Consider the following 20309-nt stretch of genomic DNA (forward strand, 5'->3'; position numbering starts at 1 on the left):
CGGTCGTGATCGACGAAAGCAGCGAAGCGGTAGCTCGCGCCATAAGCCCAAGACTGGCCTCATTGCTGAACGTCCGCAACCCGGATCGAAAAAAGCCGGGCGAATGGCTGAGCTTGGGCGTTAGCCGTCGGTCTTGGTGTGATCAGGCAAGGCCAGCGGCCGTCTTGCGGCCTTGCGACCTGCTGCGGCGACTATGACGGCGCTGGACAGGAGGATGCCGGATACGAGGGCGCCGACCGACAGCAGGCCGACGGTTGTGACCGAGGCGTCGAATGTCGTGCGTTTGCCGATCCGGATCGAGACTTTGGCGGCGGGGGTGCCCAGGGTTTTGGTTCGTTCGGGGTGCGTTGGGGTCTTCATGGGCGAAGGCTGAACCTTTCGCGGCTTTCGGGCAAGGCTGCGGTTTGCGCGGAGACTGCGTAGTTGTGGCGGGCCGTGCGGGGGGTTAGACCGGGGGCATGCTCGCGCGCCTGATCCTGGCTTTGCTCCTTGCTGCTTTTGCGTTTCCTGCGGTGGCGCCGGCGGCGTGTCATGATGCGTCTGCGCCTCGTGGGAAGGCTGTCGTCATGGACATGGCCGGGATGGATATGCGCGCGCAGGAGGCCATGTCGGATCACGGGTCGGAGCATCGGCCGGATCACGAGGCGCCCGATCGGAAAGCTACGCCACTGCATGGCTGTATCGGGTGCGTGCCGCCTTCGAACTGGAATGGCGCTCGGGTTCTCGGCGTGGCGTTGCGGGAGCCGGCTATGGTGACCGAGCGGGTGCCGGTGCTGGATCTTGGGGCTGGCGTCGCGCCGGCTTTGCGGCCTCCGCGAGAGGCTTGATCGTCGGGTGCTGACGCGCCGTGATTTTCAGGCTTTTCCAAGGATATACTAATGACTCGATCGAGGTTTCTCGCGGCTGATGCCGCGGGGGCGAGGTTTCTCGCGGCTGATGCCGCGGGGGCGAGGTTTCTCGCGGCTGGTGCCGTGAGGGCGATGCTGCTTGCGGGCGGTGTCGTGGGGGCGATGCTGCCCGTCGGCGCGGTGGCGCAACATTCCATGTCCATGCCGGGCATGACGATGCCGGATGCGGCCCCCAAGAAGACGGTGAAGAAGGCCAAGTCGCAGCCGGTGGCTAAACGGGCGGGTGCGCGTTCGGCTGCCCCGGCGGCTCGTCCGTCGCAGTCTGGGGGGGCTGTCGATCATTCGACGATGGACCATTCGGCGATGGGCCACCCTGCTCCGGTCGCGCCGCCGACTCCGGCCGCGCCGTCTGCGACGCCGGACGCCATGCCGGGGATGGATCATGCGCAGATGGATCACGGGGCAATGCCCGGGATGGCGATGGATCATGGGGCGATGGGGCACGCGATGATCGTGGACCCCGTCTATCGCGCGGCGTCCGATGCGGCGGTGGCGAAGATGCCGGCGGGTTCGGCGATGGCCGGGATGGCGATGGGGACGTCCGCCGGCTTCTACAGCCAGGGTAGCGGTACGTCGCGGCTGCCGGCCGCCGAGGGGCCGATGCGTGGGTATATGACGCAGGCGGGCGAGTGGATGCTGATGGCGCATGGCTATGCGTGGGGCGTCGCGACCGACCAGGGGGGGCCGCGCGGAAGGAGCGAGGCGTTCGTGCAGTCGATGGCGATGCTGATGGCGGATCGCGATCTGGGCGACCGCTGGCATATCCAGCTGCGGGCTATGAACAGCCTCGAGCCTTTGATGGGTGCGCGCGGCTACACCAATTTGTTCGCGACGGGCGAGCTGGCGAAAGACCGGCCGCTGGTCGATCGGCAGCATCCGCACGACCTGTTCATGGAGCTTGCCGCCAAAGTCGACTACCGACTCGGGAACGGGGCGACGCTGTTCCTGTATGGCGGGCCGGTCGGCGAGCCGGCGCTGGGGCCGAGCGCGTTCATGCACCGGGGGTCGGCGCGGTATCAGCCGATGTCGCCGATCACGCATCACTGGTTCGATTCGACGCACATCACCTACGGCGTGGTGACGGCGGGGTATGCGACGCCTGCTTTCCAGCTGGAGGCTTCGGCGTTCAAGGGCCGCGAGCCGGACGAGCATCGCTGGGGGATCGAGACGCCGCGGCTCGATTCGTGGAGCGTGCGGGGGACGTGGACGCCGTCGCCGTTCTGGGCGGTGCAGGTGAGCCATGGGCGGCTGAAGGAGCCCGAGGCGCAGCATCCGGGCGAGGACGAGAACCGCTCGACCGCGAGCGTGCAATATGCGCGGGGCGGGCTGGCGACGACGTTTGCGTATAGTCTCAAGGACCGGGTGCCGGGGGAGAAGCTGAGCGCGTTCCTGGCGGAGGTTACGTATGAGCTTTCGGCTCGGCATGCGGTGTTCGGGCGGGTCGAGAACGTGGCGAACGACGAGCTTTTTCCCGATCACGACGATCCGCTGCATGATCGGAAGTTCCGGGTGACGAAGGCGGAGGTCGGGTATGCGTACCGGCTGCCGATCGTCGGGCCGCTGGGGTTGGCGCTCGGGGGGACCGTGGCGGCGTATGCCAAGCCGGCGGCGCTGGAGGCGGCGTATGGGAAGACGCCGGTGAGTTGGACGCTGTTCAGCAAGCTGGCGGTGGGGTTGTAGACGACCTCCAATGTTTCCCCGCGAAGGCGGGGACCCAGTCTGGGCTCCCGCCTTCGCGGGAGAACAAGGAAGCGGGAGAGGAGCCGCGAACGGGTTTCCCTCACCGGTCGTGCCGAGTAGGGATCGCGCGAAGTCGGCACCTGCTCGGGACGAACGGTTATGATGAAGACGACTGTGCTCGCATTTCTGGGGCTGGCACTCGCCGGGTGTGCGTATCCGTACACGCCCCCTGCCCTTGCGCCGATCACCGCGCCCGCCCCCGCCTCGACGGTGGCGGCTGCGATGCTGGGCGAGGCTCGGGCGCCGGTTACGATTCTCGTGTCGATCGACGGGTTCCGTCCGGACTACCTCGACCGCGGCGTCAGTCCGAACCTCAACCGGCTGCGCGCCGACGGGGTGTTCGCGAGCATGCGGCCGTCGTTTCCCAGCGTCACCTTTCCCAATCACTGGACGCTGGTGACCGGGCTGCGGCCCGATCGCAGCGGGATCGTGGGTAACAAGATGGAAGATCCGGCGCGGCCGGGCGAGACATTCACGATGGCGACGGACGATCCGTTCTGGTGGAACGGGAGTTCGCCGATCTGGGTCGATGCGGAGAAGGCGGGGATCCGGACCGCGACGATGTTCTGGCCGGGCGCGAACATCGCGGTCGGCGGCACCGCCAAACCGAACAGTCATGGTGCGATTGAGGGCGGTACGCGGCCGGAGGACTGGCAACAGTTCAACCAGCAGGTGTCGGGTACGCAGCGGGTGAACGCGGTGCTCGACTGGATGCGGCGACCGGCGGCCATCCGGCCGAAGCTGGTGACGCTGTATTTCGATACGGTCGACAGCGCGGGTCATGCGGGTGGGCCGGACAGTGCGGGCGTGACCCAGGCGGTGGCGGATGTCGATGCGAGCATCGGCGCGCTGGTCGACGGGTTGGCCGCGCTTGGGCAGCCGGCGAACCTGGTGATCGTCGCGGATCACGGGATGGCGGCGACGAGCAGCACGCGCGTCGTGGCGCTCGATACGATTGCGGACAAGGCCGACTATCGCACCGTCGAGATGGGGCCGTACGCGACCTTGTTCGCGGTGCCGGGGCATGAGGCGGCGCTGGAGGCGCGGTTGCTGAAGCCACACGATCACCTGCAATGCTGGCGGAAGGGGGAGATTCCGGCGCGGTTCCATTATGGGCGCAACCCGCGGGTGCCGAGCTATCTGTGTCTCGCCGATGTCGGCTGGCGGGTCGATGCGAGTGCGCCGACCAAGGCTTCGGCCGGCGGGATGCACGGCTATGACAACATGGCGCCGGAGATGCGCGCACTGTTCATCGCCAACGGGCCGGCGTTCGTTCGCGGCAAGACGATCCCGAGCTTCGACAATGTCGCGATCGAGCCCTTGCTGCGCGATCTGATCGGGTTGCCGGCCGAGGCGGGGCTGGACGGCACCGCTGCACCCTTCCAAAAGGTGATGCAACGATAAGAGGAGAGGCCTGCGTGCAGTATTTCGAGGATATCGAGGTCGGTCGGACCGCGTCGTTCGGGCGCTATGAGGTCACCCGCGAGGAGGTGATGGACTTCGCCGCGAAATACGATCCGCAGCCGTTTCACTTGTCCGACGAGGCTGCTGCACAGACGCATTTCGGGCGGTTGTCGGCGAGCGGCTGGCATACGTGCGCGATGGTGATGTCGATGGTGGTCGCGAACCTGAAGGAGAACCGGCAGGCTGGGCTCGGGTCGCCGGGGATCGACGAACTGAAATGGGTGAAGCCGGTGTATCCGGGGGACACCTTGCGCTGCGAGACCGAGATCCTGGAGAAACGCGTGTCGGCGAGTCGGCCCGAGATGGGGATCTTCAAGAGCCGGATGCGGGTGTTCAATCAGGACGACGTGATGGTGATGACGTTCGTGTCTAACGGACTTGTAGCTACACGCCCCACGGACGCGCCGGTCGGTTGATTAGCGGGCGGCTGGGTATCGGTCAGACGGCGTAATAATCCATGCGAAGGCGCGAAGGCGCAAGAGAAGGTTTGTTCGCGCGGAGGCGCGGAGGCGCGGAGAGATTTTTTGAATGGCAACGCTTCGGGTGAGCTTCGCTGCCATCACAGAGGCTCGCCGCCCGTGCCCTAAACTACTCTCCGCGTCTCCGCGTCTCCGCGTGAAACCTCACCCTTCTCTTCGCGCCTTTGCGCCTTCGCGTGAACCAAACCTTCTCCAGCTATTGCGCTGGACGGCCGCCGCCGCGGTTGCCGCCGCCCTGACGTCCACCGCCGAAGCGTTGGCCGCCGCCGCGGTTGCCTCGGAATGCACCGTCGCCGCGATTGCCGCGGAAGCCGCCTTGGGCCTGGGGCTGCCGTGGACTCGTGACCTGGCCGGGCTGCGCGGGCTGGCCGGGTTGACCGAACTGGCCGCGACCGGGACCACGGCCGCGATCGGGGCCACGACCAGGACCGCGGTTGCCGAACTGACCCTGACCGGGCGTGCCGGGATTGCCCTGATAGCCTGGGCGGTTGCCGCGCCAGCCATTGTCGCCGCGACCACCGCGGTTGCCGAAGCCGCCCCAATTGCCACGGCCGCCGTCGTTGCGGTTGCCGCGATATTGCTGGCGACCCTGCCAATAGCGCTGTTGGTTGCCGTTCCAGCGATGCGGGCGACGGTAGCGATCGTAGACGTAGACGCCCGAGCCGGGATAATAATAGTCACCGCTCCAGCCGTAATAGGAATTCAGGCCGCCATAGCCCGCGAAGCCGTCATAGCCCGCGCCGTAATAGCCATTGCCGTATCCGCCGCCATAATAGGGGTCGCTGGCATAGCCGACGCCCGCGCCGCCATAGCCGTAACCGTCGGTGCAGCCCGCGACGCCCAATCCGAGACCCAGGGCCAGGCCGATAATGCCGAAGCGCTTCAAAAACATGGATGTTCTCCCGTACGTGGAGAGCGGCCACTACGCGCCGCCATTCATCGCACAACGGAGTCCTTATGTCGCAAGTTCCATGAATGGGGTCTGACGGGATTTGGCTTCCGGGAGCTTGAACAAGCCCGGAGGCCCTCCCCTGACTATTCCCTCGCGAACGCGGGGGTCCAGGGTAGCGGTGCACCACGGTATTTAACTGGGCCCCCGCGTCCGCGAGGGAACAAGACTGGTGGGCTCTCGCGTAAGCGCGTGGTCAGTGCCCGGGAAAGTGGATCAGGGCGGTTGCTTCGATGCCGTCCGAGCGTAGCGCGTCTGCCCCGCCTAGCTCGGGAAGGTCGACCAGGAACTGCGCCTGCGTGACGACCGCGCCCGCCTTGTGGAGCAGGCGGACCGCCGCGCGGGCGGTGCCGCCGGTGGCGATCAGGTCGTCGACCAGCAGGACGCGCGCGCCGGGGGCGAAGGCGTCGGCGTGAATCGCGATGCGGTCGGTGCCGTATTCGAGTGCGTAGTCCTCGGCGATCGTGGCGCCGGGGAGCTTGCCGTCCTTGCGGATCAGCAGGACGCCGGCCTTGAGCGGTGCGGCGAGTGCTGCGGCGAAGAGGAAGCCGCGGGCTTCGATGCCGGCGACCAGATCGACGGGGCCGGAAACCGCTGCGACCATGCGTTCGATCGCGGTAGCCCAGCCCTGCGGGTCTAGCAGCAAGGTCGTGATGTCGCGGAACTGGATGCCAGGCTTGGGGAAGTCCGGGATGGTGCGGATCAGGGCCTTGAGATCGGCATTCTGCTCGGCGAAATCGGACATGGATCGTTCCCTTCTTCCGCGCGGAGGCGGCGGATGGGCCGAAACGCGAGCGCCGCGTCCCTGCCAAAACGAAAGCGGCGGATCGGGCTTGTCACCCGTCCGCCGCTCCCTCTATCCGTGCGCCCTTACCGCGGGAGCCTAGCCACCATCAATGCTTCATGTCGCGCCAGACGTTCTGGTATGCGCCCCAGGCGAGGCCGCAGAAGATCAGGATGAAGATGATCGACGCGAACCCGGCGGCATGGCGTGCCTCCAGATTGGGCTCGGCGGTCCAGGTCAGGAACGCGGAGACGTCGGTCGACATCTGATCGATCGTCGGCTTGGTGCCGTCCGCATAGGTCACCTGACCGTTGGACGTCAGCGGCGGCGGCATCGCGATGTTGAGGTTCGCGAAATACGGATTGTAGTGGAGGCCCGGCGGCGTCTTGATGTCCGGGAATTCCTTCAGCAGCGCGGCCGGCTGCCTCGTATAGCCGGTCAGCAGCGAGTGGACGTAGGCGGTGCCCTCCTCGCGTGCCTTGGTGATCAGCGAGAGATCGGGCGGCAGCGCGTTGTTGTTCGCGGCGCGGGCGGCGATCTCGTTCGCGAACGGCGACGGGAAGCGATCCGATGGGATGTTTTTCCGCGTTGCCGGTTCGCCGGTTTCAGGATTGATCGAGGGCTGTTCGATCACCCACTGGTTGGCGATCGCCTTAACCTCGGGCTCCGAATAGCCGATCTTTTCCAGGTCGCGGAACGACACGAGGCGCAGCGAGTGGCAGGCGGCGCAGACCTCCTTGTAGACCTGGAACCCGCGCTGGAGCTGGCGACGGTCGAACTTGCCGAACACGCCGTTGGAGGCGAGCTCGAGTTCCTTCGGGTGCTTGTGCGCGACGCTCTCTGCGGTCGGCGCGACGGGATCGGTGATGACCCCCGCCACGCTGCCGAAGAGCGCGATGCCGAGCACCAGCACGAAGGCCGCGCCGACCAGGGATGCGATGAGACGAACCATGTGTGTGTCCTCTAGTTCGTATCAGTGCGCGGCGTGCGGCGTGGAGGGCGGCGCGGACGCCGTCGACAGCGCGGTCTGGGCCGGGCTCGTGCCACCATGGTTGGCCAGGACGGCCTCAGTGATCGAGTTGGGCAGCGGCCGCGGACGCTCGGAGCGCGAGATGATCGGCAGGATGATCAGGAAATGCGCGAAGTAATAGGCCGCGCAGATCTGGCTCAGGATCACGTAGGTCGCCGTTGCCGGCGCGCCACCGCAATAGCCGAGCACGAAGATGTCGACGACCAGCACCCAGAACGCGATCCGCGCCTTGGGGCGATAATTGTTCGAGCGGACCGGTGAGCTGTCCAGCCAGGGCAGGAAGAACAGCAGCAGGATCGAGCCGAACATCGCCAGCACGCCCCAGAGCTTGGCCGGCAGGATGAAGTCCGCGGTGAAGGCGCGCAGGATCGCGTAGAACGGCCAGAAATACCATTCGGGGACGATGTGCGCGGGCGTCGAGAGCGGGTTTGCCGGGATGTAATTGTCGGCGTGGCCGAGATAGTTCGGGAAGAAGAACAGCAGCCCTGCGAACACCAGCAGGAAGATGCCGAGCCCGAAGCCGTCCTTGGCGGTGTAGTAGGGGTGGAACGGCACGGTGTCCTGTTCGCCCTTCACGTCGACGCCGGTCGGGTTGTTCGAGCCTGGGATGTGCAGCGCCCAGATGTGCAGGATGATGACGCCCGCGATCACGAACGGCAGCAGGTAATGCAGCGAGAAGAAGCGGTTGAGCGCGGCGTTGTCCGGCGCGAATCCGCCGAGCAGCCAGATGCGGATGGTGTCGCCGACCAGCGGGATCGCCGAGAAGAACCCGGTGATGACCTGCGCGCCCCAGAAGCTCATCTGGCCCCAGGGGAGCACATAGCCCATGAACGCGGTCGCCATCATCAGCAGGAAGATGACCACGCCGAGCAGCCACACCATCTCGCGCGGCGCCTTGTACGAGCCGTAATAGAGCCCGCGGAAGATGTGCGTGTAGACGACGATGAAGAACATCGAGGCGCCGTTCGCGTGGGCGTAGCGCAGGAACCAGCCGGCGTTGACGTCGCGCATGATGCTCTCGACCGAGTCGAAGGCGACCGCACCGTTGGCGGCGTAATGCATCGCGAGCACGATGCCGGTGATGATCTGGATCGCGAGCGCGGCGCCGGCGAGGACACCGAAGTTCCAGAAATAATTGAGGTTGCGCGGCACCGGATATCCGGCGCCGACCGCGTTATAGACGAGCCGGGGAACGGGAAGCCGCTCATCCAGCCACCGCGTCAGCGGCAGCTTCGGTTCGTATTGCTTGGCCCAGGGAAAGCTCATGGTGTTTTCCTCAGCCTACCGTGACGACGGTGTCGGAATTGAAGGCGTAATCCGGCACGAGCAGGTTGGTCGGTGCGGGGCCTTTGCGGATGCGCGCGGCGGTGTCGTAGGCCGAGCCGTGGCACGGGCAGAAATAGCCGCCGAACGGGCCCTTGTTCTCGCCCTCGCCGGCGCCGAGCGGGACGCAGCCGAGATGCGTGCAGACGCCCAGCGTGATCAGCCAGTTCTTCTTGCCCGCCTTGGTCCGCTCCTCGAGCGTCTGCGGATCGCGCAGCGTCGAGATATCGACCGCGTCGGCTTCCGAGATTTCCTTGGGCGTCAGGTTGCGCACGAACAGGGGCTGCTTGCGAAAGCTGGTCTTGATCGCCTGGCCGGGGAGGATCTTCGACAGGTCGATCTCGGTGGTCGACTGTGCGAGCACGTCCGCCGAGGGGTTCATCTGGTTGATCAGCGGCAGGACGATCGCGACCGCGCCCACGCCGGCGAACGAGACGGCTGCGATATTGATGAAATCACGGCGGCGAGGGTCATGGGCCTCTTCGTGAAACGGCTCTGGCGATTCGCCGGGAGGAACCATGTCGTCGACTGTCGCCATTCATCTCGCCCTTGCACGTTATTTTTTTCGTGGCCGACTGGGCTTTCGGTTTCGCGAAACCATATGCCCATTCCGCCCGACCGTCCCCACGGAGGCTGCGATCTGATAGACGGCGGGACGACGGTTTGCCAACTGCATTTTGCTTTGGGTTACCCCTGGGACCTCGCTGCGCTAGGGGATCGGGCATGCGTATTGCCCTCTACCAACCCGATATCGCCGGAAATGTCGGCGCGATCCTGCGCACCGCGGCGTGCATGGGAATCGGCGTCGACCTGATCGAACCGATGGGATTCACCTGGAGCGATAAGGCCGTCGCGCGCTCGGGCATGGACTATGTCGGCGTGGTCGACGTGGTGCGGCATGTCGATTGGGAGGCGTTCCTGGGACAGGTGCAGGGGCGGATCGTGCTGTTGACGACGAAGGGCGCGGTGCGGCTGGATGTGGCGGAGTTTCGCGAAGACGACGTGTTGTTGATGGGGAGTGAGGGGGCCGGGGTGCCTGATGAGGTCCACGCGCGCGCCGATGTGCGCGTGCTGATCCCGATGCGGCCTGGGTTGCGGTCGATGAATATTTCGGTGGCGACGGGAATCGTGGCGGCCGAGGCGCTGCGGCAGACGGGTGGCTGGCCAGCTTAGCGATGGCACGTGGTGCTTCCCCACATACGCCGTCATCCTGACGAACGTCAGGATTCAGAGCCGGACAGAGCGACGCTTGGTACTCTGGATCCTGACTTTCGTCAGGATGACGGAAATTCGAGAACGGTCGCGCTTCCAGGCGGTCTGCCCCCTCCCCGTTGCGGGGAGGATTTGGTAGAGACCCCGGCATGATCGAACTCGACCCCCAGCAAGCCGCCGCCCGAACATGGTTCGAGTCCCTCCGCGATCGCATCTGTGCGGAGTTCGAGGCGATCGAGCGGGAGGCGGGCTCCGACGCTTCGTTCCAATACACCCCGTGGAACCGGAGCGATCCGTCGGGCGAGCCCGGCGGCGGTGGCGTGATGGGCGTCATGAAGGGCAAGGTGTTCGAGAAGGTCGGCGTCAACGTCTCGACCGTCGGCGGCACCCTCGAAGGCGACTTCGCCAAGTCGATCCACGGTGCGGGCGAAGACCCGCGGTTTTTCGCGACCGGTATCAGCCTGGTCGCGCACATGGCGAACCCGCACGTGCCGGCCGTCCACATGAACTGCCGCTTCCTCAACACCACCAAGCGCTGGTTCGGTGGTGGCGGCGATCTCAACCCGCCGCTGCCGATCGAGGAGGATACCGCCGACTTCCACGCGACGATGAAGGCGGCGTGCGACGCGCATGACCCGGCGCACTACCCGCGCTTCAAGGAATGGGCGGAGACCTATTTCTACATCCCGCACCGGAAGGTCAGTCGCGGCGTCGGCGGAATTTTCTTCGATCATCTCGATGGCGATTTCGAGACCAACTTCGCCTTCACGCGCGATGTCGGCGAAGCGTTCCTGGACGCCTATCCGCGGATCGTGCGGCGGCGGATGGATACGCCGTTCACCGCTGCCGACGAGGCACGGATGCTCGAATGGCGCGGGCGCTACGCGGAGTTCAACCTCGTCTATGATCGGGGCACTTTGTTCGGGTTGAAGACCGGCGGCAACATCGACGCGATCCTGATGAGCCTGCCGCCTCGCGCTACGTGGTCGTGATTCGGTGGCGCTGATCCCGGTTGCCGACGACGTCCTCGCGACGATCGTCACGACGCTGGAGATGCGCAAGCGGCCGCCGCTTCGGCCGAGCCCGGGGTCGCGGTTGCGGCTGGTGAAGTGGGAGCGGCCGACGCTGGACAAATACCGCGCGCTGTTCCGGCGGGTGGGCAGCCCGTGGCTGTGGTTCTCGCGGCTGGTGATGGCGGACGATGCGCTGGCGGCGATCGTGCATGATCGGGGAATCGCGGTGTATGCGGTGCTCGATCCGGCGGGGATCGAGGTCGGGATGCTCGAACTCGATTTCCGCGAGGCGGGTGCGTGCGAGATCTCGTATTTCGGGCTGATCCCGGAGTTGGCTGGCCAGGGTCATGGACGGTGGTTGATGGCGGAGGCTTGCGCGCGGGCCTGGACGAAGGGGGTAGAGCGGGTGTGGCTGCATACCTGCACGCTCGATCACCCGAGTGCGCTGGGCTTCTATCGGGCGCAGGGGTTCGTGGCGGTGAAGCGGACGATCGAGACGTTTCCGGATCCTCGGGCGACGGGGGTGCTGCCGGTCGAGACGGCACCGCAGATTCCGTATCTGGGGAAGCGGGGGTAGTTCCCCCACTCCGTCACCCCGGACTTGTTCCGGGGTCCACCGTTCCGCAAACCAAGCTTTGTCGAGTGTGCGGATCGGTGGATGCCGGAACAAGCCCGGCATGACGGGGGTGGTGGGGCAGCCTACCGCGCCAAGCGGCGATAGGCGGAGATGGCGATCAGGGCCATCGCTACACCCGCTGCCATTGCAGCCACCGCGGCGCCAGCGTCGACGATCGCGAGCGCCACCGGGTTGGCCTCGCCCGCCTCGCGCAGGGCACGATCCAGCATCATGAACGGCGCGCCGGCGATCCAGCCACTGATGTAGCTGAACGCCGCCAGCCCCATCAACGGCAACCCGGAGCCGCGGCTGAGCAAGAAGCTGCGGCGGATCGCGCCGAGCGCCCCGAGCGGTGCCTCGGCGAAAAGGGCGGGACCGGTCAGCATCGTCCGGCCGAGGATGTAGAGCCCGGGAATCGCGTACAGCAACAGCCCCGCCCCCGCCGGCAGCGACACGATCACCATCGCCAGCAGGAAGCGCGGGAAGATCCGCAGGCAGCGGGTCAACGCCTGCCGCAGATCGAGATGCTCGCGATCGAGATAGAGCGCGTAGAACAAGGACGTGCCGAAGAAGCTCATCACATAGGCAAGGAGGTACCAGCCGCCATGCGCCGCCGCCCAGGTCTGCACCGCATCGGCCCAGACCATCGCCTGCGCCTCGTTATTGCTCGCCGCAGCGTCCGGCATCGGCGGATCGGGAACGACCAGCGCCAGCGCGAACGCGGGCAGGAACAGGAACGGCGCGGCGATCCGCAGCAACAGGTCGCGGTCGCGCTTGAACAGCGTCCAGGCATCGGTGAGGACGGTCGCGAAATCGAGCTTCATCGGGGATTTCATTCCTGGGGAAGTTTCTCTCTGACCGCGACATAGAGCTGCGCGGTGAAGACCGCGGCGAGCGCGGTGAAGACGGTGGTGACGATCGTCGCGACGATTCCCGACAGGAAGGTCGCGGTTGCTATGCCCTTCGCGCCGAGCGCGAGGCGGAAGATGATCCCGGTCACCGACTGCGCGGCCCAGGTGGATACGAGCATGACGATCGCGAACAGGATCAGCACGCCGATGATCCGCCACGTCAGCCCCTTGGTCAGCCGGAAGGAACGGCGGATCGCACCGATCCCGCGGCGCTCGTTGAGGATGACCGGGTTGAGCAGCACCAGCCGCGCGCCGATCCAGATCGCGATCAGCAGATAGGCCAGCCCGTACAACGCAGTGAACCCGGCCGCGCCGGCGCTGGGCGGCGTCATCTGCGCGCTCGATCCGCTGGCGGCCGCGGCGAAATTGAAGCCCGACTGCATCAGGATGATGACTGGCGGTATGACGAGGAGCACCGCGACGAGCGTGATCAGCACGGTGATGCCGAGCGCCGGCAGCACGCGCGCGCCAGCCTGGCGGCGTGCGGATGCGGCATCGGTGGCGGGATCGGTCCCGATCGCGACGATCGCGAGTTGCGACCAGAGCATCGCGACCAGCGTCCCGATCGCCAGCACGCCGCCGATCAGTGCAAAGCTCATCGTCCCCGGCGTCGAGAACGCGACATAGCCGTCGCGGATCACGCTGGGCACGACCATGCCGAGCAGCGCGATAGGCGCGATCATGCCGGTGCGCCCGTTGAGCACTTCGACCGTGCGGTCCCAGACCGTCCCCATCTTCACCATGCGCCTTGCTCCCCAGCTGATCTCGGCTCGCGGGTTAGCCCAAGCCCCTGCACTTGACCACATGGTTGCGACACGCGCCGGAGTTGCAACTTGGGGCGCGGGTGCGCAATTGGGATCGGTGACCACCTCCCTCCCCTCCGATATCGAATGGCGGACCAGCGCCGGCCTGACGCCCTATGCCGACGCGCTGGCCGAAATGGAGGCGCGCGCGGCGGCCGTCGGGACAGGCGATGCGCGCGAACTGCTGTGGATGCTCGAGCATCCGCCGGTCTATACCGCGGGCACCAGCGCAGAGCCGGGCGACCTGATCGATGCGCGCTTTCCGGTGATCCCGACCGGACGCGGCGGGAAATACACCTATCACGGGCCGGGACAGCGGATCGGCTATGTCGTGCTCGACCTGACCAAGCGCGGGCGCGATGTCCGCCGCTATGTCCACGCACTCGAATCCTGGGTGATCGCGGCGTTGGGCAAACTCGGCGTCGAGGCGTTCGCGGTCGATGGCCGGGTCGGGATCTGGACGCTCGATCGGGGCCGGGAGGCGAAGATCGGCGCGATCGGGGTGCGGGTCAGACGCTGGGTGACGCTCCACGGCTTCTCGGTGAACGTCGACCCCGATCTGTCGCACTTTGGGGGTATCGTCCCCTGCGGCCTGCCCGAGTTCGGCGTTACCAGCCTGCAATCGCTCGGTATTTCGGCCGACCTTGCAACCTTCGATGCGGCCTTGGCGTTGACGGTCGATGCTTTCCTTGAAACAGTTTCTTGTTCTCAAGAAAACGAGGCTTGAGGACAAAGCGTTATCGGATTAATGTCCACTACGATTTGGGTATTAAGGGCGAGCAGCCAGCCAAATCCTCTATCTAGGGAGCTTCCACATGCGTGCACTCATTTCCAAGGTCCTGACCGGTTCGCTGATCGCCAGCGCAGCACTTGCCGTTTCGGCTTGCGGTCCGAAGACCGAGACGACCACCGACAACACGATGGTCACCGACATGAACGCCACTGAAGGCATGGACACCATGACCGACAACATGACCGCAGTCGACGGCGCGTCGAACGGTGGCATGATGGCCAACGACACCATGATGGCGAACGACACGATGATGTCGAACGACACCATGATGACCAACAACGCAATGTAATCCGGTGGAGATTACCCGCTTCGGCAGGTAGTTTCCAACAGGTTACGCGCTGTGAAGGGCCGCCCGGGCAACTGGGCGGCCCTTTTCCGTTGTGAGCATTATACCCCCGATTTGGCTCTACCGCTCGTCGTTCCGGATGCGACGAATCGAGTTTTGAAGCCCGGTGCAGGCGATGTGGTCGCGGTCGTCGGAAAAGGTTAAAATCGCTTGGGAGTTTTCACGAAACGCTTTAGATTCGGTCCCTTGGAATGCCCCTGGGGAGGTTGGAATGAAAGTGTTGCGTACCGCGCTCGCGCTTTGTGTGGCGTCGAGCGGGCTCGTCGCCGCGCAGTCGGCGTCGGCGCAGTTCTTTTTACAGTCGCGCGATTTCTCGGCTGCGGCAGTGACGGGTGAAGAGGCCGATCTCGGCCAGGCACTGCCGGGCGCGACGTCGGCGGAAATGCGGGCTGCGCTGGTGTGGCATATGCGCGCCGCACTCAACGTCGCGGCGCTGCAGTGCCAGTTCGAGCCGACCCTGCTGACCGTGCCGACGTACAATTCGATCCTGGCCGACCATAGCGAGGAGCTGAAAGGCTCGTTCGACACGCTGACGAAGTACTTCCTTCGCGTGAACAAGGCGGCGGGGGCGAGGGCCGGCCAGACCGCACTCGACCAGTTCGGCACGCGCACCTATTCGAGCTTCGCCACGGTCGCTGCCCAATATGGCTTTTGCCAGACCGCCGCATCGATCGGTCGCGACGCGATCTTCACGCCGCGCGGCCATTTCTCGGAGGTCGCGCTGGCGCGATCGCGGGAGCTGCGCAACAGCCTGATCCCCTGGGGCGAGCAGCGTTTTCCACGTCGCATCGGCCGCGACACGGCGGCGATGCCGCGCCTCGACGTGATCTGCTGGAACAAGAAGGGCGAATGGGTCACCAAGAAGTGCGGCGCACAGAACTGGCCGCCAGCAGGCGTCGGGATCGCCGGGCGGTAAGACGCTACCACCTGTAACTTACGATCATGCCTGGCCTCATCCCATCACCTCAACGAAAGTTGAGGTGACGGGCCGGGGGAAGAGAAACGGGTTGAAGGGCCTGCCCCGCCCTCCCGAATGCCTCAGCGCAGACCCAGCAGCTTGTGTGTCTGGAGCGAGAGGCGCCATTGCGGCCGCTGCATCACCATATCCACGCACGCCTCCCGGTTCGCGTCCGCGTGCGGATCGTCGAGCGGCTGGAGCAGCAGATTTGCAAAGTCCCAGGTTTCGACGTCGGCGATGTCGGTGCCCGGCTGCGGCCAGACCAGCTTCAGTTCGTCGCCGGTGCGTTGGACGACGATGCTGCCGGCCTTGGGGCTGATGCAGACCCAGTCGATCCCCGGATGCGCTCGAATCGTCCCGTTGCTCTCCATCGCGATCCGGAAGCCAGCGCCGTGCAGCGCCTCGACGATCGCGTCGTCGATCTGCAGCATCGGCTCTCCACCGGTGAGTACGACGAACCGATCCGTCGTCCCCTCGCCCCAAAACCCCGCGACCGCATCCGCCAACGCCTGCGCATCGGCAAACTTGCCGCCGCCGAGCCCATCGGTGCCGACGAACTCGGTATCGCAGAACTTGCACACCGCAGTTGCGCGATCCTGTTCGCGGCCCGACCAGAGATTGCACCCGGCAAAGCGCACGAACACCGCACGCCGACCCGCGTTCACGCCCTCGCCCTGCAGCGTCAGGAACATCTCCTTGACCGCATAGCTCATGGTCAGATGGGCTTCACGGCGTAAACGGTAGGATCGGCGATCCCGGCCTCGTCAAAACCGCGTGACCGAAGCCGGCAACTGTCGCACTCGCCACAATGCTTGGCATCGGACGTTGGGTCGTAGCAGGACCAACTCAGCCCAAGGTCGAGCCCGAGCCGCGTACCTTCGCGGACGATATCCGCCTTCGTCATGTGCTGGAGCGGCGCCTGGATGCGGAACGGGTCGCCCTCGACACCGGCCTTGGTAGCGAGTTCGGCCAGACCCTCGAACGCCGCGATGAACTCGGGGCGGCAATCGGGATAGCCGGAATAATCGAGCGCGTTGACGCCGATATAGATGTCGCGCGCGCCTGCCGCTTCGGCCCAGCCGAGCGCGAGGCTGAGGAAGATCGTGTTGCGCGCGGGAACGTAGGTAACGGGAATGCCGCCGCCGTCCTCGGTACCGGCGCCGTCCTTGGGCACGTCGATGTCGGCGGTCAGCGCGGAGCCGCCGAACGCGGACAGGTCCATCGGCAGGACGATATGGCGCTCGACACCGATCGCGTCGGCGATCCGGCGTGCGGCGGCGAGTTCGACGCGGTGGCGCTGGTTATAATCGAATGACAGCGCGAGCACGCGCTGTCCGGCTTCGCGCGCCATCGCCGCGGATACCATCGAGTCGAGGCCGCCGGATACAAGGGCGACCGCATAAGGGGAGGATGTCATGATGCGGAGTCCGCTAGGCCAGCAGCGGCCAAAAAGAAAGGGCCGCTCGGTGGAGCGGCCCCTGAGGTTGGCGCGGATCCGCGCCATAAGGGAGAAAAAAAGTGCTGAATAAGAGCACGTCCTACCCTATACCGAACATACGTAAAGAGGGCGTTAATTTCTTACCTATTTAGGTTGACGAAGACGTTAAGCGCCTACGGGTACAGGAAATTTCGTCGCGCAGAAGGCGCAGTCGACGATGATGAAGCCGGTCTCGTCCGCCATCGACTGCCGCTCCTCCAACGGGAATTTCGAGATCACGCCTTTGATATAGTCGGGATCGCAGCGACACCCGCGCGTGATCGGAATGTCCGCCAGGATGCGGACATCCTCTTCTTCGTTGAACAGGCGCCAGACCAGCGTTTCCAACGGCAGGGTCGCATCGGTTAGTTCGTCGACACCCATCGTGTTGCCGAGCGTGGCGACATGCTCCCACTCCGGATGGTCGAGCTTGGTATGCAACCGTTCCCGGCCATCCTCGCCTTCGGGGAGGTGCTGAAGGAACAGTCCGCCGGAAATGCAGCGACCGTCGGCGCCCTTCGCCATGCCGGTGCGGATCATCGTCGGGATCTGCTCGGACTGCGTGAAATAGCTCCGCGCGGCCTGCGACAGCGTGTCGCCATCGAGCGGGACGATGCCCTGATAGCGCTCGTTGCTGCTCGCCATGTCGAACGTGATCGCGAGATAGCCGGCACCGAACAATGCGAACAGCGACGGCTCGGCGGGCGCTTCGGCGAGCCTGTCGGCGTCGTATTCGATGTAGCCGCGTACTTCACCGCCACGGTAATCGCAGACGAGCAGCTGCACGACGCCGTTGTCGGTGCGCGTCTGCATCGTCAGCTGGCCGCTCGAATCCTTGAGCGTCGAGCCGATCAGCGCGGCGAGCGTGAGCGCTTCGGCGAGCAATTTCTCGATCGCGGGGGGATAGGCGTGCGCGGCGAGCACTTGGTCGAGCGCGGTGCCGAGACGGACGATCCGGCCGCGGGCGTTGCGGGCGGGAATCGCGAAGGCCAGCGCGCGGTCGAGATCGGTCATGTTGGGGTCGTTCATCGGAGGAAAGATGGGGAGCGGACGCGAAGGGTCAACCCGATCCCCCCTCCGTCACCCCAGCGAAAGCTGGGGCATCCCCGTTGGCGGGCGTCGTGGCTCGAACAGGGAGATCCCAGCTTTCGCTAGGATGACGGAGGGGGCGGCTGACGTAAAACGGCGTGGTACCACCACCCCTTCAACCGATCTGCCCGAAGCACCAGCGCAGTACGGACTTCTGTGCATGCAGGCGGTTCTCCGCTTCCTGCCAGATCAGCGACTGCGGGCCGTCGATCACGTCCGACGTGACCTCTTCCTCGCGGTGCGCGGGCAGGCAGTGGAGGAACTTCGCGTCGGGCTTGGCCATCGCCATCAGCGCGGCGTCGACCTGGTACGGCGTCAACGCCTTCAGCTTGGTTTCGGCATGTGCCTGACCCATCGAGATCCAGGTATCGGTGACGACGATGTCCGCGCCTTCGACCGCCTCGCGCGGATCGGAGACGACGCGCGCCCTGCCCGACGACCGCGTGATGGCCTCTTCCTCGGGCTGGAACCCCTGTGGGCACGCTGCGACGACATCGAACTGCATCAGCCCCGCGGCCTCGACGATCGAGGCGAGCACGTTGTTGCCGTCGCCGAGCCACGCGACCTTAAGGCCGGGGAGCGCCTTGCCGCTCTCGATGATGGTCAGCAGGTCGGCCATGATCTGGCACGGATGCGACGCGTCGGTGAGGCCGTTGATGACGGGGACGCTGGCGTAATGCGCCATTTCCTCGATCTTGGCGTGATCGTCGGTGCGGATCATGATCGCGTCGACATAGCCCGACAGGATGCGTGCGGTGTCGGCGATCGACTCGCCGCGGCCGAGCTGCATCGAGCCGCCGTCGGATACGATCGAGGTGCCGCCTAGCTGGCGGATCGCCATGTCGAACGAAAAGCGCGTGCGGGTGGAGCTCTTCTCGAACACCATTGCGAGCGTATGGCCGGCGAGCGGCGCGTCGGCGTCCGCGCGGCCTTTGGTGAAGCCCGCGCGTGCGGCTTTGCGATCGAGCGCGTCGGCGAGCATCGCGGCGATGCCAACAGCTCCGGCATCGGTCAAATTCAGGAAATGGCGCATAATTCCTCCCCGGCACGGGGAGGGGGACCGCTCGCACAGCGAGTGGTGGAGGGGGACCTCCACGGGCGCTGCGCTGCGGGGAAAGCCCCCTCCACCATGCTTCGCATGGTCCCCCTCCCCGTACCGGGGAGGATTTAAGTCAATCGTCGGCGGCGGGCACGTACACGCGTGCCGCTGCCGACAGCTTCTCGATGCACTCGGCGATATGGCTCTCGTCGATCACCAGCGGCGGCAAAATTCGGACGACGTTCTCGCCCGCCGACACAAGCAACAGATTGTGGTGATCGCGTGCAAACGCCACGAACGCGCGGCTGTCGCTCTTCAGCTTCAGCCCGAGCATCAGCCCAGTACCGCGGACGCTGTCGAACAGGTGATCGTGGTTCGGGATCATCTGTTCGAGCCCCTGCCGCAACCGGTCGCCCATCGCCGAGACGTTCTCGAGAAAACCGTCCTCCAGCATTACGTCGAGCACGGCCTCGCCCGCCGCCATTCCCAAGGGATTGCCGCCATAGGTGGAGCCGTGCGTGCCGGCGACCATGCCCTTGGCTGCTTCCTCGGTCGCGAGGCACGCGCCGAGCGGAAAGCCGCCGCCGATACCCTTGGCGACCGCCATGATGTCCGGCGTGATGCCGTACAGCTCGTGCGCGAAGAACTTGCCGGTACGCCCGTAACCGCACTGGACCTCGTCGAGCACCAGCAACAAGCCGTGCTCGTCGCACGCCTTGCGCAGGCCGGTGAGGAACTCATGGCTCGCCTGGCGGATACCGCCCTCGCCCTGGATCGGCTCGACGAGGAAGCCCGCGGTGTTGTCGTCGATCAGCGCGAGCGCGCCTTCGAGATCGTTGAACTTTGCATAGGCGAACCCGGGCAACAGCGGCTCGAACCCGTCGCGCATCTTCGCCTGGTTGGTCGCCGAGATCGCGCCCAGCGTACGCCCGTGAAACGCGGTGTCGAACGTGATCAGCGTGTGCCGCTGAGGGTTGCCGTTGGCGAAATGATAGCGCCGCGCGGTCTTGATCGCACACTCGACCGCTTCCGCGCCGGAATTGGTAAAGAACACGGTGTCCGCGAAACTGTTGTCGACGAGGCGCTGCGCGAGATGCTCGCCCTGCGGCGACCCGTACAGGTTCGACACGTGCATCAGCGTCGCGGCCTGATCGGCGATCGCCTTGGTCAGATGCGGGTGCGCGTGGCCGAGCGCGTTGACCGCGATGCCGCTGGCGAAATCGAGATATTGCTGGCCGTCCTCACCGAAGAGGTACGCGCCCTCGCCTCGGACCGGACGCACGCCACACCGCGGGTAGACGGGCATGAGCGGGGTGATGGTCACGACGGCAGCTCCTTCAAACAGCGAGGGCGACCCTTAGCGGCCGCCCGAACC

23 protein-coding genes are annotated in these 20309 nt (G+C 65.7%); 10 read left to right on the forward strand and 13 right to left on the reverse strand.

Going from position 1 to position 20309, the window contains the following annotated elements:
• Positions 1-120 precede the first annotated feature (120 nt).
• On the reverse strand, positions 121-360 hold the full coding sequence (locus tag AC1MLZ_RS07755; protein WP_480961128.1) for a hypothetical protein: 240 nt from the start codon (positions 358-360) through the stop codon (positions 121-123).
• Between the two features lie 98 nt (positions 361-458).
• Between AC1MLZ_RS07755 and AC1MLZ_RS07760 the strand changes: the two genes are divergently transcribed.
• From AC1MLZ_RS07760 to AC1MLZ_RS07775, 4 genes are all read left to right on the forward strand, one after another.
• A complete protein-coding gene (locus tag AC1MLZ_RS07760) occupies positions 459-827 on the forward strand; it encodes a hypothetical protein (protein ID WP_480961129.1) in 369 nt (122 codons plus the stop codon).
• A 51-nt stretch (positions 828-878) separates the two neighbouring features.
• On the forward strand, positions 879-2588 hold the full coding sequence (locus tag AC1MLZ_RS07765; protein WP_480961130.1) for a hypothetical protein: 1710 nt from the start codon (positions 879-881) through the stop codon (positions 2586-2588).
• A 159-nt stretch (positions 2589-2747) separates the two neighbouring features.
• Complete coding sequence (locus tag AC1MLZ_RS07770) at positions 2748-4052, forward strand: alkaline phosphatase family protein (RefSeq protein WP_480961131.1); 1305 nt, start codon at positions 2748-2750, stop codon at positions 4050-4052.
• A gap of 14 nt (positions 4053-4066) precedes the next feature.
• Positions 4067-4528, forward strand: a complete 462-nt coding sequence (locus AC1MLZ_RS07775) for a MaoC family dehydratase (RefSeq protein WP_480961132.1) — start codon at positions 4067-4069, stop codon at positions 4526-4528.
• A 259-nt stretch (positions 4529-4787) separates the two neighbouring features.
• On the opposite strand, the gene AC1MLZ_RS07780 is transcribed toward AC1MLZ_RS07775, so the two are convergent.
• From AC1MLZ_RS07780 to petA, 5 genes are all read right to left on the reverse strand, one after another.
• Positions 4788-5483, reverse strand: a complete 696-nt coding sequence (locus AC1MLZ_RS07780; protein ID WP_480961133.1) for a hypothetical protein — start codon at positions 5481-5483, stop codon at positions 4788-4790.
• A 253-nt stretch (positions 5484-5736) separates the two neighbouring features.
• Positions 5737-6285 (reverse strand): adenine phosphoribosyltransferase, encoded by a 549-nt coding sequence (locus AC1MLZ_RS07785; protein ID WP_480961134.1) that lies wholly within the window; start codon positions 6283-6285, stop codon positions 5737-5739.
• Between the two features lie 148 nt (positions 6286-6433).
• On the reverse strand, positions 6434-7276 hold the full coding sequence (locus AC1MLZ_RS07790) for a cytochrome c1 (RefSeq protein WP_480961135.1): 843 nt from the start codon (positions 7274-7276) through the stop codon (positions 6434-6436).
• Between the two features lie 21 nt (positions 7277-7297).
• A complete protein-coding gene (locus AC1MLZ_RS07795) occupies positions 7298-8620 on the reverse strand; it encodes a cytochrome b (RefSeq protein WP_480961136.1) in 1323 nt (440 codons plus the stop codon).
• 10 nt (positions 8621-8630) lie between these two features.
• Positions 8631-9197 (reverse strand): ubiquinol-cytochrome c reductase iron-sulfur subunit, encoded by a 567-nt coding sequence (gene petA, locus AC1MLZ_RS07800; protein WP_480961495.1) that lies wholly within the window; start codon positions 9195-9197, stop codon positions 8631-8633.
• Positions 9198-9400: 203 nt separating this feature from the next.
• On the opposite strand from petA, the gene AC1MLZ_RS07805 reads away from it, so the two are divergent.
• The 3 genes from AC1MLZ_RS07805 (at position 9401) to AC1MLZ_RS07815 (ending at position 11479) form a co-directional block, all read left to right on the forward strand.
• Positions 9401-9850, forward strand: a complete 450-nt coding sequence (locus AC1MLZ_RS07805) for a tRNA (cytidine(34)-2'-O)-methyltransferase (protein ID WP_480961137.1) — start codon at positions 9401-9403, stop codon at positions 9848-9850.
• Between the two features lie 188 nt (positions 9851-10038).
• Positions 10039-10881 carry an oxygen-dependent coproporphyrinogen oxidase gene (gene hemF, locus AC1MLZ_RS07810; RefSeq protein ID WP_480961138.1) on the forward strand — a complete coding sequence of 281 codons (843 nt, stop codon included), beginning with the start codon at positions 10039-10041 and terminating at the stop codon, positions 10879-10881.
• 4 nt (positions 10882-10885) lie between these two features.
• Positions 10886-11479, forward strand: a complete 594-nt coding sequence (locus AC1MLZ_RS07815; RefSeq protein ID WP_480961139.1) for a GNAT family N-acetyltransferase — start codon at positions 10886-10888, stop codon at positions 11477-11479.
• Between the two features lie 122 nt (positions 11480-11601).
• On the opposite strand, the gene AC1MLZ_RS07820 is transcribed toward AC1MLZ_RS07815, so the two are convergent.
• Positions 11602-12342, reverse strand: coding sequence for a hypothetical protein (locus AC1MLZ_RS07820; protein ID WP_480961140.1), 741 nt, complete (start codon positions 12340-12342; stop codon positions 11602-11604).
• Positions 12343-12350: 8 nt separating this feature from the next.
• On the reverse strand, positions 12351-13172 hold the full coding sequence (locus AC1MLZ_RS07825; RefSeq protein WP_480961141.1) for a hypothetical protein: 822 nt from the start codon (positions 13170-13172) through the stop codon (positions 12351-12353).
• A 118-nt stretch (positions 13173-13290) separates the two neighbouring features.
• On the opposite strand from AC1MLZ_RS07825, the gene lipB reads away from it, so the two are divergent.
• The 3 genes from lipB to AC1MLZ_RS07840 all read left to right on the forward strand — a co-directional run bounded on the left by lipB (position 13291) and on the right by AC1MLZ_RS07840 (position 15287).
• Complete coding sequence (gene lipB, locus AC1MLZ_RS07830) at positions 13291-13959, forward strand: lipoyl(octanoyl) transferase LipB (protein WP_480961142.1); 669 nt, start codon at positions 13291-13293, stop codon at positions 13957-13959.
• 88 nt (positions 13960-14047) lie between these two features.
• Entirely contained in the window at positions 14048-14314 is a 267-nt protein-coding gene (locus AC1MLZ_RS07835; protein WP_055881015.1) for a hypothetical protein, read from the forward strand.
• Between the two features lie 268 nt (positions 14315-14582).
• The gene (locus AC1MLZ_RS07840; RefSeq protein ID WP_480961143.1) at positions 14583-15287 is read left to right on the forward strand and encodes a hypothetical protein; all 705 of its coding nucleotides are present in this window, start codon (positions 14583-14585) and stop codon (positions 15285-15287) included.
• 122 nt (positions 15288-15409) lie between these two features.
• Here AC1MLZ_RS07840 and queE read toward each other — a convergent pair whose 3' ends face one another.
• The 5 genes from queE to AC1MLZ_RS07865 all read right to left on the reverse strand — a co-directional run bounded on the left by queE (position 15410) and on the right by AC1MLZ_RS07865 (position 20258).
• A complete protein-coding gene (queE, locus tag AC1MLZ_RS07845) occupies positions 15410-16042 on the reverse strand; it encodes a 7-carboxy-7-deazaguanine synthase (protein WP_480961144.1) in 633 nt (210 codons plus the stop codon).
• Positions 16043-16044: 2 nt separating this feature from the next.
• On the reverse strand, positions 16045-16746 hold the full coding sequence (gene queC, locus AC1MLZ_RS07850) for a 7-cyano-7-deazaguanine synthase QueC (RefSeq protein ID WP_480961145.1): 702 nt from the start codon (positions 16744-16746) through the stop codon (positions 16045-16047).
• 186 nt (positions 16747-16932) lie between these two features.
• Positions 16933-17835: an Hsp33 family molecular chaperone HslO gene (gene hslO, locus AC1MLZ_RS07855; protein ID WP_480961146.1), complete on the reverse strand. Its 903-nt coding sequence runs from the start codon at positions 17833-17835 to the stop codon at positions 16933-16935.
• A 175-nt stretch (positions 17836-18010) separates the two neighbouring features.
• A complete protein-coding gene (gene argF, locus AC1MLZ_RS07860) occupies positions 18011-18928 on the reverse strand; it encodes an ornithine carbamoyltransferase (RefSeq protein WP_480961147.1) in 918 nt (305 codons plus the stop codon).
• Positions 18929-19067: 139 nt separating this feature from the next.
• Complete coding sequence (locus AC1MLZ_RS07865; RefSeq protein ID WP_480961148.1) at positions 19068-20258, reverse strand: acetylornithine transaminase; 1191 nt, start codon at positions 20256-20258, stop codon at positions 19068-19070.
• Positions 20259-20309: the final 51 nt, after the last annotated feature.

Source organism: Sphingomonas sp. PEI4 (assembly GCF_056679955.1).

Bases quoted from the DNA above. Each gene is read 5' to 3' on its own strand.
- AC1MLZ_RS07780 (WP_480961133.1), bottom strand. From the start codon at position 5,483: ATGTTTTTGAAGCGCTTCGGCATTATCGGCCTGGCCCTGGGTCTCGGA.
- AC1MLZ_RS07840 (WP_480961143.1), top strand. From the start codon at position 14,583: ATGAAAGTGTTGCGTACCGCGCTCGCGCTTTGTGTGGCGTCGAGCGGG.
- queE (WP_480961144.1), bottom strand. From the start codon at position 16,042: ATGAGCTATGCGGTCAAGGAGATGTTCCTGACGCTGCAGGGCGAGGGC.
- AC1MLZ_RS07765 (WP_480961130.1), top strand. From the start codon at position 879: ATGACTCGATCGAGGTTTCTCGCGGCTGATGCCGCGGGGGCGAGGTTT.
- AC1MLZ_RS07820 (WP_480961140.1), bottom strand. From the start codon at position 12,342: ATGAAGCTCGATTTCGCGACCGTCCTCACCGATGCCTGGACGCTGTTC.
- argF (WP_480961147.1), bottom strand. From the start codon at position 18,928: ATGCGCCATTTCCTGAATTTGACCGATGCCGGAGCTGTTGGCATCGCC.
- petA (WP_480961495.1), bottom strand. From the start codon at position 9,197: ATGGTTCCTCCCGGCGAATCGCCAGAGCCGTTTCACGAAGAGGCCCAT.
- queC (WP_480961145.1), bottom strand. From the start codon at position 16,746: ATGACATCCTCCCCTTATGCGGTCGCCCTTGTATCCGGCGGCCTCGAC.
- AC1MLZ_RS07795 (WP_480961136.1), bottom strand. From the start codon at position 8,620: ATGAGCTTTCCCTGGGCCAAGCAATACGAACCGAAGCTGCCGCTGACG.
- AC1MLZ_RS07785 (WP_480961134.1), bottom strand. From the start codon at position 6,285: ATGTCCGATTTCGCCGAGCAGAATGCCGATCTCAAGGCCCTGATCCGC.
- AC1MLZ_RS07770 (WP_480961131.1), top strand. From the start codon at position 2,748: ATGATGAAGACGACTGTGCTCGCATTTCTGGGGCTGGCACTCGCCGGG.
- AC1MLZ_RS07755 (WP_480961128.1), bottom strand. From the start codon at position 360: ATGAAGACCCCAACGCACCCCGAACGAACCAAAACCCTGGGCACCCCC.
- AC1MLZ_RS07760 (WP_480961129.1), top strand. From the start codon at position 459: ATGCTCGCGCGCCTGATCCTGGCTTTGCTCCTTGCTGCTTTTGCGTTT.
- AC1MLZ_RS07790 (WP_480961135.1), bottom strand. From the start codon at position 7,276: ATGGTTCGTCTCATCGCATCCCTGGTCGGCGCGGCCTTCGTGCTGGTG.
- hslO (WP_480961146.1), bottom strand. From the start codon at position 17,835: ATGAACGACCCCAACATGACCGATCTCGACCGCGCGCTGGCCTTCGCG.
- AC1MLZ_RS07835 (WP_055881015.1), top strand. From the start codon at position 14,048: ATGCGTGCACTCATTTCCAAGGTCCTGACCGGTTCGCTGATCGCCAGC.
- AC1MLZ_RS07805 (WP_480961137.1), top strand. From the start codon at position 9,401: ATGCGTATTGCCCTCTACCAACCCGATATCGCCGGAAATGTCGGCGCG.
- AC1MLZ_RS07825 (WP_480961141.1), bottom strand. From the start codon at position 13,172: ATGGTGAAGATGGGGACGGTCTGGGACCGCACGGTCGAAGTGCTCAAC.
- hemF (WP_480961138.1), top strand. From the start codon at position 10,039: ATGATCGAACTCGACCCCCAGCAAGCCGCCGCCCGAACATGGTTCGAG.